Source organism: Pandoraea oxalativorans, assembly GCF_000972785.3.
Taxonomy (GTDB): domain Bacteria; phylum Pseudomonadota; class Gammaproteobacteria; order Burkholderiales; family Burkholderiaceae; genus Pandoraea; species Pandoraea oxalativorans.
Genome location: NZ_CP011253.3, coordinates 986696 through 999947, shown reverse-complemented (window position 1 = coordinate 999947; position 13252 = coordinate 986696). Strand labels below are relative to the sequence as shown.

Sequence of the window (13252 nt, the reverse complement as noted above, 5' to 3'; positions counted from 1 at the left end):
GCTTACTTCGCGCGGAAGTTGTCGTGGCAGCTCTTGCAGGTCTGCGCAGCCTCGCCGAAAGCGGTCTTGATCGACGCGAGGTCGCCGCCCTTGGCCACCGTGTTGAGCTTGGCCACAGCGGTTTCCATCTTCTCGGCCGCTTGCTGGAACTTCGCCTTGTCCGAAAAGACTTCCGGCTTGGCTTTGCTCTTGCCGTTCGTCTGGCCGCCGTCAAAAGCGGGCCACGGCAGCTTCGAGAGCGTGGCGACGAGTTCGGCGTTCTTCGCCACGTCGTCCTTGTTGAACGGCGCGTCGCCCTTGACCACCGCGCCGATGCGGCCGAAGTGGTTGCCCATCAGGAACAGCGCAGACTGACGGTACTCGACGGCGTCGTCGGCTTTGGCGAACTGGGCTTGAGCGAGGGTCGGCGTGAGGACGGCGGCGGCGAGCGCAGCCACTGCGAGAGTGAACTTCATCTGTGGGGTTCTCCTTATGGTTTGTGCGGCTATGATACACACCAACTTGCGCACACGTATGACACAGTTGTCATATGCACAGAAGGCGGCCGGATACCCGCTCGAAGCCAGCCATAAGGTCCACAAAAACCGACGAAAGCCGACGAACCACGCAAAACGGGCCGCACAAGCGACCCGTTTCGTTACTACCGCTGCTGCGAAGAGAGGCTATGCCTGAGCGGCACAGACGCCATTCGACACGTCAAACACGCTTGGCGAGCGACTCGGCGATCCCGACGTAGTTCGCCGGCGTCATTTCCAGCAGACGCGCCTTGGCATCTTCCGGAATGGCCAGTTGCTTGATGAACGTTTGCAGCGCTTCGCGGGTGATGCCCTTGCCGCGCGTGAGCTCCTTCAGTTGCTCGTACGGGTTCGGCACACCGAAGCGACGCATCACGGTCTGCACCGGCTCGGCCAGCACTTCCCACGTGTTGTCGAGATCTTCGTCCAGACGCTGCGGATTCACTTCGAGCTTGCCCAGACCGCGCAGGCACGAGTCGTACGCCAGCAGGCTGTAACCGAAAGCCACGCCGATGTTGCGCAGCACGGTCGAGTCCGTCAGGTCACGCTGCCAGCGCGAGACCGGCAGCTTGTCGGCCAGGTGGCGCAGCACGGCGTTGGCCAGACCGAGGTTGCCTTCGGAGTTTTCGAAGTCGATGGGATTGACCTTGTGCGGCATGGTCGACGAGCCGATTTCGCCAGCCTTCGTCTTTTGCTTGAAGTAGCCGACCGAGATGTAGCCCCAGATGTCGCGATTCAGGTCGAGCAGGATCGTATTGGCACGGGCCACGGCGTCGAACAGCTCGGCCATATAGTCGTGCGGTTCGATCTGGATCGTGTATGGGTTGAACGTGAGGCCCAGACGCTGTTCGATGACCGTCTTCGAGAACGTCTCCCAGTCGTATTCCGGGTAGGCCGACAGGTGCGCGTTGTAGTTGCCCACGGCACCGTTCATCTTCGCGAGCAGTTCGACGCGACGCACGCGCTCCAGCGCACGCGCCAGACGCACTGCGACATTGGCGATTTCCTTGCCGAGCGTGGTCGGCGAGGCCGGTTGACCGTGCGTGCGCGAGAGCATCGGCTGGGCCGCGTGTTCACGCGCCAGTTCGCCGAGCCGGGTCACGAGCGATTCGAGGGCCGGGACGATCACCTCGTCGCGCGCGCCCTTGAGCATCATGCCGTGCGAGGTGTTGTTGATGTCTTCCGACGTGCAGGCGAAGTGGATGAACTCGCTCGCCTTCTCCAGTTCGGCCTGCCCCTGCACCTTTTCCTTGAGCCAGTACTCCACAGCCTTCACGTCGTGGTTCGTGACCTTCTCGATGTCCTTGATGCGCTGGGCATCGGCGTTCGAGAAGTTAGCCGCCAGATTCAGCAGGAACGTCTCCGCTGCGCCCGAGAACGGGGCGATCTCGGCGAAACCCGCCTTGGACAGAGCGATCAGCCAGTGGATTTCGACCTTCACGCGGTTGCGCATGAATGCCGCCTCGGACAGCCAGGGACGCAGGGCGTCGGTCTTGCTGGCGTAACGGCCGTCGAGCGGGGAGAGCGCGGTCAATGGGGAGAATTCGTCGGACATGGCACTGGGCACCGAAAAAGAAAATCGGGGGAGCCGGCGATGTGCCAACTCGGAAAGGCCAGTATTTTACCATTCCCCGGCGCAGGCCATCCCACACGTTATACTCTGCTCCGCGCTACAGCGATTTATCAAGGATTCACATGAAGTTGATCGGTGCCCTCGCCAGTCCCTACGTTCGTAAAGTCCGCATCGTGCTGGCTGAGAAAAAGCTCGATTACAAGCTCGAGCTGGAGAACGTCTGGGCCGACGACACCCGCATCCAGCAGTCGAACCCGATCGGCAAAGTGCCGTGCCTGGTCATGGAAGACGGCGAAGCCGTGTTCGATTCGCGGGTGATCTGCGAGTACCTCGACACCCTGTCCCCGGTCGGCAAGCTCATCCCCCCGTCGGGACGCGAACGCGCCGAAGTGCGCTGCTGGGAAGCCCTCGCCGACGGCGTAACCGACGCTGCCGTGCAGATTCGCGTCGAAAAGATGTTCCACGACGAAGCCTCGCGCTCGCAGGTCTTCATTGCGCGTCAGGTCGGCAAGATCGATGAAAGCCTGCGGGCGATGGCGCGCGGGCTCGGCGAGCGGCAGTGGTGCGCGGGCAACCGACTGACGCTGGCCGACGTGGCCGTCGTCTGTGCGCTTGGCTATCTCGACTTCCGCTATCGGGAAATCGATTGGCGCGCCGCTCACCCGAACCTTGCGCGCCATTTCGAACGCATGTCTGCCCGCCCATCGGTCGCGGACACGGTGCCGACGGACGTCGCGCCAGCGCTTTGATGTGACACGGGCTGGGTGACGCTTCGCAGCGCCCGCCCCCTCCCGAATGTCCCGCGTCCCATTGCGCTGCCGTTCTGCGCCGTCGTTCTGCGCCGTCGTTCTGCGCCTGCGGGTCTCCTCCCTGTCTCACTCGTCACCTCTCACCCGTCACCTTGCCCGGCGGGCCGGAGCGCCGCCCCGGCGGTGCGCTCCCGCACGTGCGACGGCATGACAACCGCAGGTTGATCCCGCCTCCGGGCATCGGCTTTGCCTGCACGACGTGCGGCGTCGGCCGACGGGCTGCGAGTGATCAGTTCTCCGAGCCCCTGTAGCAAACGCCACGCGCGGGCGTTCGTGTCGTCCGTGACCTCAGCCTTGCCGACCCGCTCGCTCCCTCCGGGCCGTTCCGCACGCTCGGGTTTCTCAACGCTTCGGACATTCGCGGTCCCGTCGCGCATATCGCTCCCACCCATGTCATCCGTCTGGACGAGTGCCTGCGTAGCTGACGGCGAAGCAGCGTCCCTCGAAGCCAACGGCGGCACGACAGCGTCCATCCCCCCGCCATCTCGCAGGCGCGAATAACCGGCCATGACCTTGCGCACATAGTTCTGCGTCTCGGGGAACGGCGGCACCTGACGGCCATACCGCAATACCGCGCCTTCCCCGGCGTTGTAGGCGGCGAGCGCCAGACTGACATCGCCATCGAACCGCGAGAGCAGCCAGCGCAGATACGACGCACCCGCGCGTAGGTTCTCCGCAGGGTCTTCGAGACGGCGGACACCGAAGCGCTGCCCGGTGCGCGGCAGGATCTGCATCAGCCCGATGGCGCCGCGCTCCGACACCGCCTGCGGGTCATATCCCGACTCGGTGTCGATGATCGCGTGCAACAAGGCTGCATCGACGGAGGTCGCGTGGGCCGCACGACGCACGAGCGCATCGAACGGAAGCCTGGCAGGCATCGCGGTTACCGCACCGTCGGGGATGGCGGGTGCGCGGCGGGCCAATGTGGCCGGACCAGCCGGAGCAGGACGTTTCTCCAGACCGGGCGCGACGCTCGGGTCAGCCTGCGAGTCCCGTCCCGCTGGCGACGTCGCCGGTCTCGCCGATGCGATGGGCGGTGACGTCGGGGCCGGTGTGTCGCGATACGGGGAGACGAGGCGTCTCGCGGCATCGCGCGTGCTCGCCAGATCGACCGCAGTGGTCGAATCGGACACATCCGACGCCTCACGCGCCTCACGCGCCTCACGCGCCTCGCGCGCCTCGCGCGCCTCGCTCGACCCGGTGCCGGTTCCGGCTGCGGCCTCCGTCCTATTGGCGACACGCTCCGTCGTCGGCACCGCAATCTGCGCATCCGTAAGCCTGGGATGCTGTGGCAGCAATCCCCGATCGGCAGCCAACGATGGCACACCGCTCAGCCCCAGTGCCCCGCACATCAGCAGCACGTGACGCCAGCACCGCCGTCCCCGATTCGTCGGCCGCCTGCTCATGCGCCTTCTCCATCGGGAGCCCGCATCGCCGGACCTGCCGGTGCTTCGGCCTCAGCCGAGGATGTCTGCACCTCATAAGGCAAATCCAGCGCGAGGCGCAGAATCGCGGCCACCGCGTCGAAAAGATCTGGCGGGATGGGGGCATCGATTTCGACGTCGTCCATCAGCCGTCGCGCCACCGGGACATGCTCGACGACCGGGACGCCTTCACGCTGCGCGATTCGCACGATTGTGCGCGCACGCGCGTGGCGACCTTTTTCGATCACCATCGGCACAGCCGTCTCGCCCGGCACGTAGCGCAGGCAAACGGCCAAGCGCGTCGGGTTGCGCACCACGGCGGTCGAACGCTTGACGTTGTCCGACAGACTGCCGCTCTCGATCGTCTGCCGGTGAATCTCGCGCCGCTTGTTCTTGAGTTCGCGGTCGCCCTCCACTTCCTTGGATTCACGTTTGATTTCGTCGTGAGACATCATGAGCTGCTTGCGCAACTGATACTTCTGGTACGCGAAGTCCAGCCCGCCGAACACGACATAGGCGATCACCAGCACCGCCATCAACCAGAACATCAACCGCACGGTGAGCGCCAGCCCGCACGACGGGCCGCACTGCGCAAGGACGGCCAGCGACGGCGTGTACTGACGGATCAGATAGAAGAACACCAACCCCAGCACAACAACCTTGACGAGCGACTTGCCAAACTCGAAAAGCGATTGCATCGAGAACAGCTGTTTGGCTTTGGCGACGGGATCGATCCGCTCGTACTTCGGACGAATCACCTCCGGGGCCACCAGCGCCCCCACTTGAAGAACCATCGCAAGCCATGTCGTGACGATGAGCAGCACGGCGAGGCCGCCAGCGAAGCGCACGAAGATCAACAACGACGGGCCGAGCATGCCCTGCACGGCTTCCTCCACCGGATCGCGCAGCACGACCAGCGTGCGGGCAATCAGCGCTTGCAGCGCATCGTAGAGGGCGGGCCCCTCGAACATCAGCCACGCGAGCGTCGCACCGAGTTGCATGCAGACGGCAAGATCGGCGCTCTTGGCGACGCGCCCCTTCTTGCGCTCGTCCTGAATCTTCTTGGGGGTAGGGGGAAGGCTCTTCTCGCTCATACGCGCCTCACGAAGCGGGCAGCGTCATGGCCGCCCACGTGCGGAACACCTCGGGCAGGCGGTACCAGTGCGCGAGCGGCACGGCAATGGCGAACGGCAGGCTTGCGACCGTCACGAGCAGCGCCATCGCGCTCTTGACCGGCATGGCGAGGAAGAACACGTTGAGTTGCTGCGCCGCACGGTTCACGAAGCCCATCGACATATCGACGAGTACCATCACGACCATTGCGGGCAACGCCACCGCCACGCACATGACCTGCATCGCCTGCCAGAGCGAGAGCAACCAGGCGACGGACGCGTCCTCCCATCGCCATGGCTGCCCGATGGGCACCGCAACGTACGAGTCGTACAGCGCAGTCAGCACCGCATGTGCCGCAGGGGTGACGAAAAAGAGCACACAGAGCATCTGCGTCAACGCAATGCCGAAGATCGACGATTGGGCGCTCATGAGCGGGTTGAGCACGCTGGCCATCGACGCCCCGCGCATGGTGTCGATCACGTACCCCGTCATGTCGACGGCCCAGAACGGCAGTGTCGCGACGAACCCCACCAGACCGCCGATGAAGAGCTCGCGCACGATCAACATGCCCCACGCGCTCCATTGCGTTGGCATATCGGGCGTTGAATGCGCGAGCGCGACGACCGGCAACGCGAGCGCAAGCACGAGCGCGTTGCGCAACATGCCTGCGCCCAGCATGCCAACCGACAGCACCGGTAGCAACATCGCCACGCCCAACGGGCGCAACATCGCCACGCCCCACGCCAGCGTCCAGCCGAACAGGTCGGCCCACAGCGGCGCGATCAGCGTATCGGACGACGCGCTCAGGGCGGCGATTTTCGTCATATCGACCATCGCGCTCACCCCATCCTGCTGATTTGCTCGAACGCGCTGCCCGCGTAGTTGAGCAACACGTGGCCCATCCATGCGTAAGTCGCGGCCAGTGTGACCGACACGGCAATGAGCTTGATGAGGAACTGGACGGTCTGATCCTGCACTTGCGTGAGCGCCTGCACCAGCGACACCAGCACGCCGACGGCGGACGCAACGACGACCGTCGGCAGTGACATCAGCAACGTGAGCCAGAGCATTTCACTGGTGAGATTGACGACGATGGATTCGCTCATGAGCAGGCTCCCGGGGGCGTCATGCGTACGAGAGCATCAACTGCCGCACCAGTTGCTCCCAGCCGTTCATCATCACGAAGATGAGCAACTTGAACGGCAGCGCGATGGTCATGGGCGAGACCATCATCATCCCCATCGCGAGCAGGATGTTCGAGATCACCAGATCGATCACGATGAACGGCAGATAGAGCAGCAAACCGATCTTGAAGGCTTCGGCCAACTGACTGAGTGCGAAGGCGGGCATCAGCACGAGCAGCGAGTCCGCGCCCAGCCTGTCGCGATGCGCTTCAGGCCACGTCTCACTCCCCAACCCGGCGAAGAAGTCGCGTTGTCTGGCGTCGGTGTGACGGATGAGGAACGCACGGTACGGCGAGAGCACGCTGGCGTCGACGTCGGCCACAAAATTTTTCGACGAGAGCGACACCGGCCGGGAACCCAGGTTCGCTTCGATGTCGAAGGCGACCGGCGCCATGATGAAACACGTGAGGACAAGCGACAGACCGTAGATTGCGATGTTGGGCGGGATCTGCTGCGTACCCAACGCGTTGCGTAGCAGCGCGAAGACGACCGCCAGTTTCAGAAATGCAGTCCCCAGCACCACCAGCAACGGCATGATCGAGAGCAGCGATAGCAGAACGACGAGCTGCACCGGGTGGTCGAGCAAGGACATACGAACTCCAATGAACGCCTTCGCGCGCCGGACAAGCATGCCGACCGGTACGAACGAAGGAGGGGACTGCGGGACGCGACGAAACGACGTGGCAGCAACATGACCGCGACAGGGCCGCGAAAAGGCCGCCATGCAGCCGCATGCTGACGAGGCACGACGCGGAGGTCGTCGATCGGCAAATGGTAGGGCGTGGCGGAATGCACGCCCATCGGGTCACGACCCGAAATCAGGGCACCGGATCGGTTTGCACCGCCAGACGCCCGTCGCCGAAGCGCAATAAACGTCCGTTGGCCCATGGCCTGCCATCGCGCCAGAGCGCGATATGTGAAGCGCTCAAGACGTTTTTCGGTGCGCGCTCATGGGACGCGGCGCGCCCGAGATGCCACGCGGCCAGACACGGCACTGGCAGCGCCTTTTCGGCAATGACCGCGACCAGACGGGTACATGATGCAGCGCCTGCGTCCACGGCGCTGGGTGGCGGGAGATCGGGCATCACGACATTCGGCCCGGACGGATGTCCGTCACGCATGGCAATGCTTCGTGCACCGTCTAACAGCCAGTACTCGCCGGACGCAACGTCGGCCGCCACGTCGAGCAGTACCGCGCCGCCCTCACGCAGACGATCGCAGAGCGATGCCGGGAGTTCGGCCCAGCCCGCCGCGAGGATGCATCGACGTGTCGGCAGACCGGCCGGGTCAAGCGGCGTGTCGCACGGCACCGCGCGCTGGCAACGATCCGTGAGCCACGACGTCGCACCATCGAGATGCATTAGCGCCAGCCGACGCGCCTCACGCTGTAACACGATGCCGATGCGCCACGTCGGCTCGACGGACTCACGCGTGATCACCGTCACCTGCGGCCAGGAAGTCGGCGTGACCGATGTGTCTGGGCATTCCCCACGCATCGCAGCAGCGGACCGATCCATGTCCGGCACGCTCCCCGCCATCACCTCGCGCGCCGGGTATTCCTCACCCTCGATGGCTGCGACCTCCGTCGCGAGGGTCAGCGACGCGGCGCTCGCCTGCCAGTCCGGCGGCAAAGCGTCCCACGACGGGACAGGAAGCCGGTCGCCGAGCCACTCCGCCCATTGCCCGGCGTCGCACCAGAAGTGCGTCTGACCCACGACGCCCTCATCGACCCGGGCAGTCACAACGAGCCCGTCGCCCCCTGTGCGGAGCCATCCGACGCGCACCTCCGTCTCGCCTTCGACGAAGCGCACGCAACCCGTGCCCGCCAGTACCCCCTCCAATGCAACGCCGACATCCCCCGTCGACGGATGATCCCACACCCCGCCTGTCTCACGGCACATAACGCGCCTCGACTTCGACCGTGACGGGCAGCGCGAAGCGTGACGTCAGCGTCCGCGAAAGTTGCCCGCGATGCGCCAGCAGTCGGCGATACATCGCCAGCCGCGCGCACAGCAGACTTACGGTGATGCCCTGCCGTCCGCGACGCGCTTCGACAACCAGCGTGTCCAGCGCGCCGCCATGCACGACGACGCGCAGCACGCTTGCGCTGTCCCAGGCGGCATCCTGACGGGTATGCCAGACACGCAACCAGCGGAGGACATCGGCAGGACCGGTCACGCAAGCGGCAGGGTCGCGCGTCAATGCGAATGCCCGCTCGTCCCGTTCGTCATGGTCGGCCCGACCGTTGCTTCGTCCTTGTGAAACCGTTGCCGTGTCGCGCGGGTGAGACAGCGATCGTTCCGACAGACTGCCGAACGCATCGGCTGAGAGGCCACTGCGGCGAATGGTATTCATCGTGAAGTCCTCGAAATGACGGTTGGAATGGAAACGAATGCGGGTGGAAGGAGGTGGAAATCAACTCAAGTCCGGTAGAACTTCAGCAACTCACGCAATTTCTCCTGCTTCCGGGTATTGCTCTCAAGGCGTTCGCGCTGCTCACGCACGTTGGCCTCGGCTTGCTGCGCGATGTCGATTGCGCTGCTGTGCCGTGCTTTGGCGTTGACCAGCGAAGTGCGCTCCTCCTCCACGAGACGCGCGGCGCCTGCCGCCTCGCGCGGCCCGTACACGCCGCCGCGCGACAACGCCCTTTGCCATGCATCACGCTGATCGTCGCAAGCGCGCTCACACGCGACGACGTTATCGGCGGCCTCCCTTGCCACCGACGCGAGACGTACCAATGCGGCACGCAAGCTGGCTTCCCGACGTTGCGCCAGCATCGCCAACGCGGCGATGCCATCGCGCTCTTTCAGTTCGCGAGATGATCGAGCCATGCGAGGGTGTCGTCGAACGGGGCCACCTCGTGCTGGGCCTGACAAAGGAAGGCACGGATGTCCGGCGCGAGCGCCAGTGCCTCATCCGTATCGGGGTCGTTGCCTGCCTGATACTCGCCGACGCGAACCAGCAGTTCGACGTCGGCCGCCAGCGCCATCGCGCGGCGCACGCCCGCAGCACTTTCCACATGCTGCGCGCTGGCGACCTGCGTCATCACGCGGGACAGGCTCTTCGGTACGTCGATGGCTGGAAAGTGATTTTCCTGAGCCAGACGCCGCGACAGCACGATGTGACCGTCGACAATCGAGCGAACTTCGTCGGCGAGCGGCTCGTCCAGATTGTCCCCCTCGACCAGCACGGTATAGAACGCTGTGATGCTGCCGCGCTCGCCTGTCCCGGCGCGCTCCAGCAGATGCGGCAAACGCGCGTAGAAACTAGGTGGCAGGCCGCTTGTCGCCCCAAGCGGCTCACCCGCCGCCATGCCGATATCGCGCACGGCACGGCCAAACCGGGTCAGCGAATCCATGAGCAGCAGCACGTCCTTTCCCTCGTCCCGGAACGCTTCGGCAATCGCCGTCGCCGTGTACGCCGCCTTCATCCGTTCCAATGCGGGACGGTCGGACGTGGCCACCACGCACACCGTGCGTGCACGGGCTTGCGGCGTGAGCCCCTGCTCAATGAATTCCCGCACCTCCCGACCACGTTCGCCGATCAGCGCGAGCACGATGACATCCGCCGCTGCGCCCTGACACATCATCGCGAGCAACGTACTCTTCCCGCCGCCCGCCGCCGCGAAAATGCCTAGACGCTGGCCCCGGCCGCACGTCAACATGCCGTCGATGGCCCGAATGCCAATGGGTAGAGGCGTGGAGACAAGCGCGCGTCGCAGGGCCGACGGCGGTTCCGCGTCCAGCGCCCGCCACTCGACATCGGCCCGGTTCGCCCCGGACTCAGTGCCCAGCGACCGGCCCAGGCCGTCGAGCACTTCACCGATCAGATGCGCGCCCACCGCCACGCGCGACGACGATCCCAGCGCCTGCACCAGCGCGCCATTGGCCACGCCCGTCGGCTCTGCATAAGGCGCGAGCCAGACGTGCCTCCCTTCGACCGCTATGACCTCCGCATCGAGCGCAGGCGACATCACCCGGCACTGCTCTCCGAGTGCGGCACCGGGCAACCGGGCCCGCATGGCGTTCGGAGTGATCTTGTCGATGCGCCCGTAGCGCACCTCGCGTGGCGCGCCCTTGCGCAGGCCCTCACATGCCTTGCGCTGCGCGTCCAGCGTGCGACGCAGTCCATTGACGATTCGTGCCGCGTCGGGGTGGCGCATGTCAGAACGCTCCCCGTACATCGATCGTCCCAAGCACGCGAACATGCGGCTCGTCCGCCACTTCCTGGAACGACAGCACCGGTAAGTCGGCACGCTCCCGCTCGATCAGCTTGCGCACAAAGCGTCGCACATCCATTGCCGTAAACAGCACTGCGGGGGTGCCGTCGTGCGCATTCACCGCCCCATCGATCGCGCCAAGAATCGCGTCCGTCTGAGCCGGATTCAGGTCGGCGTACGAACCGGAGGCCGTTTGCCGCACCGCGGCGCGCACGACGTCTTCGATACCCCGACCGACGTTCCAACCGGTGATGTGTTCGGTGCCCCGACGAAAGCGCCGGGTGATGTGACGACGCAGACTCAGCCGCACGTACTCCGTCAACATGATCTGGTCTCGCTCCTTGGGGGCCCACTCGATCAGCGCTTCGAACACACGCCGCAAGTCTCGGATGGACACCCCTTCGGCCACCAACCGTTGCAGTACCTCCGCCGTCCGGCTGATCGGTAGTTGCCGCTGCAACTCCTTGACGAGTTCGCCGTAGCGATCCTCCATCGCGTCCATCAGGAAGCGCGCCTCCTGCACGCCAAGGAAATCGGCAGCATGCGCGTCGATGACCAGCGAGACGCAATGGGCCACGCGATCCGCGCCATCGACCACGGCGCCACCGCTCGCGAGCCACGCCGCGCGCTGCGCATCGTCAAGCCAGAAGAGCGTCTGTCCGCCGAACGGTAGCGGCGTCTCACGCGGCGCACCGCCTTCGAGTGCGCGCAACACGGGGATAGGATGCGTGGCGTCGTAGTGCGCCAGCGCGGCGTCCGGCACCACGTCGATCGTCATGACGCTCTCGTGATAAAGCTGAATGTCGAGTCCGTCGCCCGGCAACGTGGCATCGCTCGTCACCTGCACTTCCGGCATCGGCACGCCGAATTGCTCGAACTTCTGATCCCGTAGGGCATCGATGCGTCCGGACACAGCCGCGATTCCCCCACACGACTCGGCCAACGTCACGCCGACGCGCGCCAGCAAGGGCTGCGCGCCGGGGCGTCCGGGTTTCGCTGCCGCACCGTCTGCACCGGCCGCCGCACCGGCCTCATTGGCGAGCGCCCCGTCCTTCGCTCCCCGCTTTATCCACCACGCCGCACCGCCCGCCAACGCTGCGAGCAGCAGGAAGTAGTGCATGGGAAAGCCGGGAATCAGGCCGAACAGCACCAGGACGACGGCAGCCAGCGTCAGCGAGCGCGGTTGTGCTGCGAGCTGGTCGGTGAGTTCGCGCGCGAGATTGCGTCGTTGCTCACCGGGGACGCGCGTCACGATAATGCCCGCCGTGACCGAGATCAGCAGCGCGGGAATTTGCGACACGAGCCCATCGCCGATGGAGAGAATGGCGTAGATCGCTGCCGCGTCGCCCGCACTCATCCCCCGCATGAACACGCCCACCCCGATGCCGCCCAGCAGGTTGACCACGATGATGACCAGTCCGGCAATGGCGTCGCCCTTCACGAACTTCATCGCACCATCCATCGCCCCGTAAAACTGACTTTCCTTCTGCACGATCCGGCGAAGTCGCTTGGCTTCGGCCGCGTCGATCGTACCTGCACGAAGGTCCCCGTCAATGCTCATCTGCTTGCCGGGCATGCCGTCGAGCGAAAAACGCGCGCCGACCTCGGCCACCCGCTCCGAGCCCTTCGTGATGACGATGAAGTTGACGATGGTGATGATGAGAAACACGATCATGCCGACGACGATGTTTCCGCCGGCCGCAAAATCGCCGAACGTATAGACGATGTCGCCCGCGTCGGCGTGAAGCAGAATCAGCCGGCTGGTACTGATGGTCAGTCCGAGCCGGAACAGCGTCGTCATCAATAGCACCGAAGGAAACGCAGAGAAGTCCAGAGGCTCGTTGATGTACAGCGCCACCATCAGCAGCAACAACGAAACGCCCAGATTGAGTGCGATGAGCAGATCCATTACCGACGGCGGCATCGGGATGATGATCATCAGCACGGTCACGAGCAGCAACGCCGCCAGGACGATGTCCTGACGTCCCGCCGCCGCCCGCAACCAGTTCAGAATACGCGTCATGAACGGCTCTCCCGTTGCTGTCCGGCGTCGATCCGCTCCAGCAGCCGACGCATGCGCGCAAGACAGGCAAACCAGTCGACGGCCTGCAAGTTGGCGCTGGACGGCGGCGTCGCAATGAGCATGGGGCGGCCTTGCGCAACGCAGGCGCGCACCGGAATGCCGAGACTCCACTCAGGCGCGCACGTTTGCAGGAGTCTCGGCAGCCAACGCTCCGCGCCCACGACACGATGGAGTAACGTGAGGACTAGCGTTACCCCCTGCGCTTCGACCTCCGTCATCAGCACGCACGGCGCGAGCGCCACGCGCATGCGCGGTTCAATGCGTTGCGGTGGCAACGCCAGTAGTTCGAAGAGGTGTTCGAGCTTGCGCTGAGTCTGGGTATCCATCTGGAG

Annotated in this window: 14 protein-coding genes; 1 reads left to right on the top strand and 13 read right to left on the bottom strand. The window is 65.0% G+C overall.

What is annotated here, in order from left to right:
* Positions 1-2 precede the first annotated feature (2 nt).
* Together MB84_RS04585 and purB are read right to left on the bottom strand one after the other, a co-directional pair.
* Positions 3-455: a c-type cytochrome gene (locus MB84_RS04585; RefSeq protein WP_046290928.1), complete on the bottom strand. Its 453-nt coding sequence runs from the start codon at positions 453-455 to the stop codon at positions 3-5.
* A gap of 241 nt (positions 456-696) precedes the next feature.
* Complete coding sequence (purB, locus tag MB84_RS04580) at positions 697-2070, bottom strand: adenylosuccinate lyase (RefSeq protein ID WP_046290927.1); 1374 nt, start codon at positions 2068-2070, stop codon at positions 697-699.
* A gap of 140 nt (positions 2071-2210) precedes the next feature.
* Between purB and MB84_RS04575 the strand changes: the two genes are divergently transcribed.
* The gene (locus MB84_RS04575) at positions 2211-2837 is read left to right on the top strand and encodes a glutathione S-transferase family protein (protein ID WP_046290926.1); all 627 of its coding nucleotides are present in this window, start codon (positions 2211-2213) and stop codon (positions 2835-2837) included.
* A 140-nt stretch (positions 2838-2977) separates the two neighbouring features.
* On the opposite strand, the gene MB84_RS31570 is transcribed toward MB84_RS04575, so the two are convergent.
* The 11 genes from MB84_RS31570 to MB84_RS04520 form a co-directional block, all read right to left on the bottom strand.
* On the bottom strand, positions 2978-4303 hold the full coding sequence (locus tag MB84_RS31570) for a lytic transglycosylase domain-containing protein (protein WP_342672637.1): 1326 nt from the start codon (positions 4301-4303) through the stop codon (positions 2978-2980).
* Positions 4300-5415 carry an EscU/YscU/HrcU family type III secretion system export apparatus switch protein gene (locus MB84_RS04565; RefSeq protein WP_046290925.1) on the bottom strand — a complete coding sequence of 372 codons (1116 nt, stop codon included), beginning with the start codon at positions 5413-5415 and terminating at the stop codon, positions 4300-4302. The genes MB84_RS31570 and MB84_RS04565 overlap by 4 nt, the downstream gene beginning before the upstream one ends.
* A gap of 7 nt (positions 5416-5422) precedes the next feature.
* On the bottom strand, positions 5423-6259 hold the full coding sequence (gene sctT, locus MB84_RS04560; protein WP_084009996.1) for a type III secretion system export apparatus subunit SctT: 837 nt from the start codon (positions 6257-6259) through the stop codon (positions 5423-5425).
* A gap of 14 nt (positions 6260-6273) precedes the next feature.
* Positions 6274-6540, bottom strand: a complete 267-nt coding sequence (sctS, locus tag MB84_RS04555; protein ID WP_046290924.1) for a type III secretion system export apparatus subunit SctS — start codon at positions 6538-6540, stop codon at positions 6274-6276.
* A 19-nt stretch (positions 6541-6559) separates the two neighbouring features.
* Positions 6560-7210: a type III secretion system export apparatus subunit SctR gene (sctR, locus tag MB84_RS04550; RefSeq protein ID WP_046290923.1), complete on the bottom strand. Its 651-nt coding sequence runs from the start codon at positions 7208-7210 to the stop codon at positions 6560-6562.
* A 226-nt stretch (positions 7211-7436) separates the two neighbouring features.
* A complete protein-coding gene (locus tag MB84_RS04545; protein ID WP_052652946.1) occupies positions 7437-8519 on the bottom strand; it encodes a hypothetical protein in 1083 nt (360 codons plus the stop codon).
* Positions 8509-8973 (bottom strand): hypothetical protein, encoded by a 465-nt coding sequence (locus tag MB84_RS04540; protein WP_046290921.1) that lies wholly within the window; start codon positions 8971-8973, stop codon positions 8509-8511. Before MB84_RS04540 ends, MB84_RS04545 begins: the two co-directional genes overlap by 11 nt.
* A 65-nt stretch (positions 8974-9038) precedes the next feature.
* Complete coding sequence (locus tag MB84_RS04535; RefSeq protein ID WP_157122633.1) at positions 9039-9449, bottom strand: hypothetical protein; 411 nt, start codon at positions 9447-9449, stop codon at positions 9039-9041.
* Positions 9425-10780, bottom strand: coding sequence for a FliI/YscN family ATPase (locus tag MB84_RS04530; protein ID WP_046290919.1), 1356 nt, complete (start codon positions 10778-10780; stop codon positions 9425-9427). The genes MB84_RS04535 and MB84_RS04530 overlap by 25 nt, the downstream gene beginning before the upstream one ends.
* Before the next feature lies 1 nt (position 10781).
* The gene (sctV, locus tag MB84_RS04525) at positions 10782-12860 is read right to left on the bottom strand and encodes a type III secretion system export apparatus subunit SctV (RefSeq protein ID WP_046290918.1); all 2079 of its coding nucleotides are present in this window, start codon (positions 12858-12860) and stop codon (positions 10782-10784) included.
* Positions 12857-13246, bottom strand: a complete 390-nt coding sequence (locus tag MB84_RS04520) for a hypothetical protein (RefSeq protein ID WP_157122632.1) — start codon at positions 13244-13246, stop codon at positions 12857-12859. Before MB84_RS04520 ends, sctV begins: the two co-directional genes overlap by 4 nt.
* Positions 13247-13252: the final 6 nt, after the last annotated feature.

Coding starts and splice junctions, on each gene's coding strand:
- MB84_RS04585 (WP_046290928.1), bottom strand. CDS start 455: ATGAAGTTCACTCTCGCAGTGGCTGCGCTCGCCGCCGCCGTCCTCACG.
- purB (WP_046290927.1), bottom strand. CDS start 2,070: ATGTCCGACGAATTCTCCCCATTGACCGCGCTCTCCCCGCTCGACGGC.
- MB84_RS04575 (WP_046290926.1), top strand. CDS start 2,211: ATGAAGTTGATCGGTGCCCTCGCCAGTCCCTACGTTCGTAAAGTCCGC.
- MB84_RS31570 (WP_342672637.1), bottom strand. CDS start 4,303: ATGAGCAGGCGGCCGACGAATCGGGGACGGCGGTGCTGGCGTCACGTG.
- MB84_RS04565 (WP_046290925.1), bottom strand. CDS start 5,415: ATGAGCGAGAAGAGCCTTCCCCCTACCCCCAAGAAGATTCAGGACGAG.
- sctT (WP_084009996.1), bottom strand. CDS start 6,259: ATGACGAAAATCGCCGCCCTGAGCGCGTCGTCCGATACGCTGATCGCG.
- sctS (WP_046290924.1), bottom strand. CDS start 6,540: ATGAGCGAATCCATCGTCGTCAATCTCACCAGTGAAATGCTCTGGCTC.
- sctR (WP_046290923.1), bottom strand. CDS start 7,210: ATGTCCTTGCTCGACCACCCGGTGCAGCTCGTCGTTCTGCTATCGCTG.
- MB84_RS04545 (WP_052652946.1), bottom strand. CDS start 8,519: ATGTGCCGTGAGACAGGCGGGGTGTGGGATCATCCGTCGACGGGGGAT.
- MB84_RS04540 (WP_046290921.1), bottom strand. CDS start 8,973: ATGAATACCATTCGCCGCAGTGGCCTCTCAGCCGATGCGTTCGGCAGT.
- MB84_RS04535 (WP_157122633.1), bottom strand. CDS start 9,449: ATGGCTCGATCATCTCGCGAACTGAAAGAGCGCGATGGCATCGCCGCG.
- MB84_RS04530 (WP_046290919.1), bottom strand. CDS start 10,780: ATGCGCCACCCCGACGCGGCACGAATCGTCAATGGACTGCGTCGCACG.
- sctV (WP_046290918.1), bottom strand. CDS start 12,860: ATGACGCGTATTCTGAACTGGTTGCGGGCGGCGGCGGGACGTCAGGAC.
- MB84_RS04520 (WP_157122632.1), bottom strand. CDS start 13,246: ATGGATACCCAGACTCAGCGCAAGCTCGAACACCTCTTCGAACTACTG.